The sequence below is a fragment of the Streptococcus intestinihominis genome, from assembly GCF_046824975.1.
GTDB lineage: Bacteria > Bacillota > Bacilli > Lactobacillales > Streptococcaceae > Streptococcus.
In genome coordinates this window covers 77,363-80,205 of record NZ_JBKQBL010000007.1, presented here as the reverse complement: position 1 = coordinate 80,205, position 2,843 = coordinate 77,363, and the positions used below count along the sequence as shown (strand labels likewise).

At 43.3% G+C, this 2,843-nt stretch carries 3 protein-coding genes; all 3 read right to left on the bottom strand.

Annotated features, from left to right (window positions below):
* The coding region (gene pknB, locus ACLOR3_RS09900; protein ID WP_412037196.1) for a Stk1 family PASTA domain-containing Ser/Thr kinase at positions 1–1,216 on the bottom strand (1,216 nt) is incomplete at its 3' end.
* Positions 1,213–1,953 carry a Stp1/IreP family PP2C-type Ser/Thr phosphatase gene (locus ACLOR3_RS09895; protein WP_023022352.1) on the bottom strand — a complete coding sequence of 247 codons (741 nt, stop codon included), beginning with the start codon at positions 1,951–1,953 and terminating at the stop codon, positions 1,213–1,215. The genes pknB and ACLOR3_RS09895, both read right to left, overlap by 4 nt.
* A gap of 21 nt (positions 1,954–1,974) precedes the next feature.
* Positions 1,975–2,843: 16S rRNA (cytosine(967)-C(5))-methyltransferase RsmB (rsmB, locus tag ACLOR3_RS09890; protein WP_412037195.1), on the bottom strand; the 869-nt coding region annotated here is incomplete at its 5' end.

Here is a 2,843-nt window from a genome sequence, read left to right as displayed (position 1 = left end):
CCGAATCACTGTATTCTTCTTTTTCGTCTCCCACTTGAAGATCCTGATCTTCAATGATAGCACGCGCTTCTGCTACTGTTTTTCCAGATACATCCGGCACTGTTTTGTTGGCTGGACTCATATAAAGAAGAAAGGCAAAGGCAGCTAGTACCAAAGCTAGGGCGACAAACAAGACCTTGTAGCGCGTCCGCAAACGACGACGTGGCTTATTTTTTGGAGAAACTGGAGCTGTTCGATCCTCTGAAGCCACTGGTCGGTCCTCATGAACTGTAGGACGAGCCTCTGATGTTGGAAGTGGAGCCGGTTTTGGAACCACATTCACCTTTGGTAGGGTCTTAGTATCCGCTTTTGAAGCGTCATCAAAGACTAATTTTTTCTCGTTACGGCGTTCATAAGATAGACAACTTGACAAGTCGACATACATTTCAGCTACCGACTTATAGCGATCGGATAGTTTCTTTGCTGTGGCCTTAATCACCACATTTTCCAAAGCCTGCGGAACATTTTTGTTCTCTTCAATGATGGACGGAAGTGGTTTTTGGAAATGTTGGAGCGCAATGGTCACTGCACTATCCCCATCATAAGGGATATGACCCGTCAGCATTTCGTAGAAAATGATCCCCATTGCATAGATATCACTTTGAATAGAAGCTTTCGATCCTCTGGCTTGTTCAGGAGACAAATAATGAACCGATCCCAACATAGAGTTTGTCTGAGTGAGACTCGTTTCTGCAAAGGCTACCGCAATCCCAAAGTCAGAGACCTTGGCATTTCCGTCCAGTGTTAAAAGTACGTTTTGAGGCTTTAAGTCACGGTGAATAATCCCTTGCGTGTGCGCCAAGCGCATAGCAAGAAGGATTTGCCCCATCAAGCGAACAGCTTCTTCATTTGAAAGAGGAGCATTTTCCTTGATATAACGTTTCAAGTCTAAGCCAGCGACATATTCCATCGCCAAGTATTGTTGGCCTTCCTCTTCACCGATATCCGTGATCCGAACGATATTTGGATGATCCAAATCTGCCATCGCTTTAGCCTCTCGTTGGAAGCGAGCAACTGCAATTGGATCTGTTTGGTAATTGGTCCTCAGTACTTTAACTGCAACTTCTTCACCATCTAAGATTAAATCCCGAGCGAGATAGACATCTGCCATCCCTCCACGCCCGATTTGGCGGATTATCTTATATCGTCCGGCAAAAATTTTGCCGATTTGAATCATGCCATATCCTCCTCAGCAAAGTGAATCAGTACAACTGTAATATTGTCCAAACCACCAGCATTATTCGCAAAGCGAACCAAGGTTTTTGCCTTTTCTTCAACCGATAAATCGCTGACAAGGATATCACGGATTTCATCACCAGAGATCATATTGGTTAATCCATCACTATTGATAACAATGAAATCTCCCGCTTCAACCGTAAGCATACCAAAGTCCGGTTGTAATTCATCCTTTTGTCCAATAGATTGGGTGATGATATTGCGTTGTGGATGATGAGCTGCCTCTTCTTCCGTAATTTGTCCAGCTTTGAGCAAGGCATTTACTAAAGAATGGTCATTGGTCAATTGATGGTATTCCCCATTACGCACGAGTCCAATTCGGGAATCTCCTACATGCGCAAATAAGACTTGGTCATCGATAATGGCAAGAGCTTCCAGCGTTGTTCCCATTCCTTTATGTTCTTCATCTTGACCAATGCGATGGATCTGCTGGTTTTCTTTTTCCAAATTCTCTGCAAACCACTCTCTTACTTCGTTAATGGTGCTGATTTCAGTCGCTACCCAAGCAGCGCCAAGATCTGTAACAGCCATCTCGCTAGCAATATTGCCAGCACGATGTCCCCCCATCCCATCAGCTAGAAAAATCATGGATTTTCCCGCTTTGTTTTTATATTGATTTGCATAGTCTTGGTTATTTGTCCGTCTTTGACCTACATCGGTTAAGATAGAAATTTCCATACTGTCCGTATCCTCCTGAGATTACGATATTCTTCGAAAACGACTAATAAAGAAACCATCGCTTCCATACAATTCTGGTGTAATTAACATACAACCATCTTTCAGAATATCTTTTCGTTCATGATCTAATGGCACGAGTTCAAAATTTGGATGGGTTTCTAAAAACTGGTGAACCACATCAAAATTCTCTTCTCCTATAATTGTGCATGTACTGTAGACTATTATACCATCTTTCCGTACACTTTGACAAACTCCATCCAATATTTCCAATTGAATCGCCTGCAGAGACGCAAAGTCAGCATTATCTTTATTATACTTGATGTCTGGCTTTCGGCGGATCAAACCTATCCCAGAGCAAGGGGCATCTACCAAGATTTTATCGAAGGCATCCGCCCCAAAAGCTTCAAATACCTTGCTGGCATCCAGTTTTTTTGTCTGGATTTTATCTGCTACTCCAAGACGCTCCGCGTTTTCCTGAATTAATTGGAGCTTATGATCGTACAAGTCCAAAGCTGTAATCTTCCCATCGACTAGATAAGAAGCTAGATGAGTGGTCTTACCACCAGGAGCCGCACAGGCATCCAACACCTGATCCGTAGGTTGAATTTCCAAAGCTGGTGCCACCAATTGACTGGTCTCATCTTGGATGGTTATCTTTCCTTGTTTAAAGTAATCAGAGCCCGCAAAATAGCCGTTTTCCTTTACAAGAGCTGTTGAGGCCAATAAGGAATCCGCAGCCTGCAACTGTTCCTTGATGTCTTCTTTTTGGTCAAGGTCAACAACTCGAACACTGGCCTTGTTGCGAACATAGAGACTTTCAAAAATAGCGATTGCCCGCTTTTCCCCATACTCATCAAGCAACTTTTTCACCAACCAAACCGGTAGTGAAT

Excerpts from the sequence above, each read along its gene's own strand:
- ACLOR3_RS09895 (WP_023022352.1), bottom strand. The coding sequence starts at position 1,953 with ATGGAAATTTCTATCTTAACCGATGTAGGTCAAAGACGGACAAATAAC.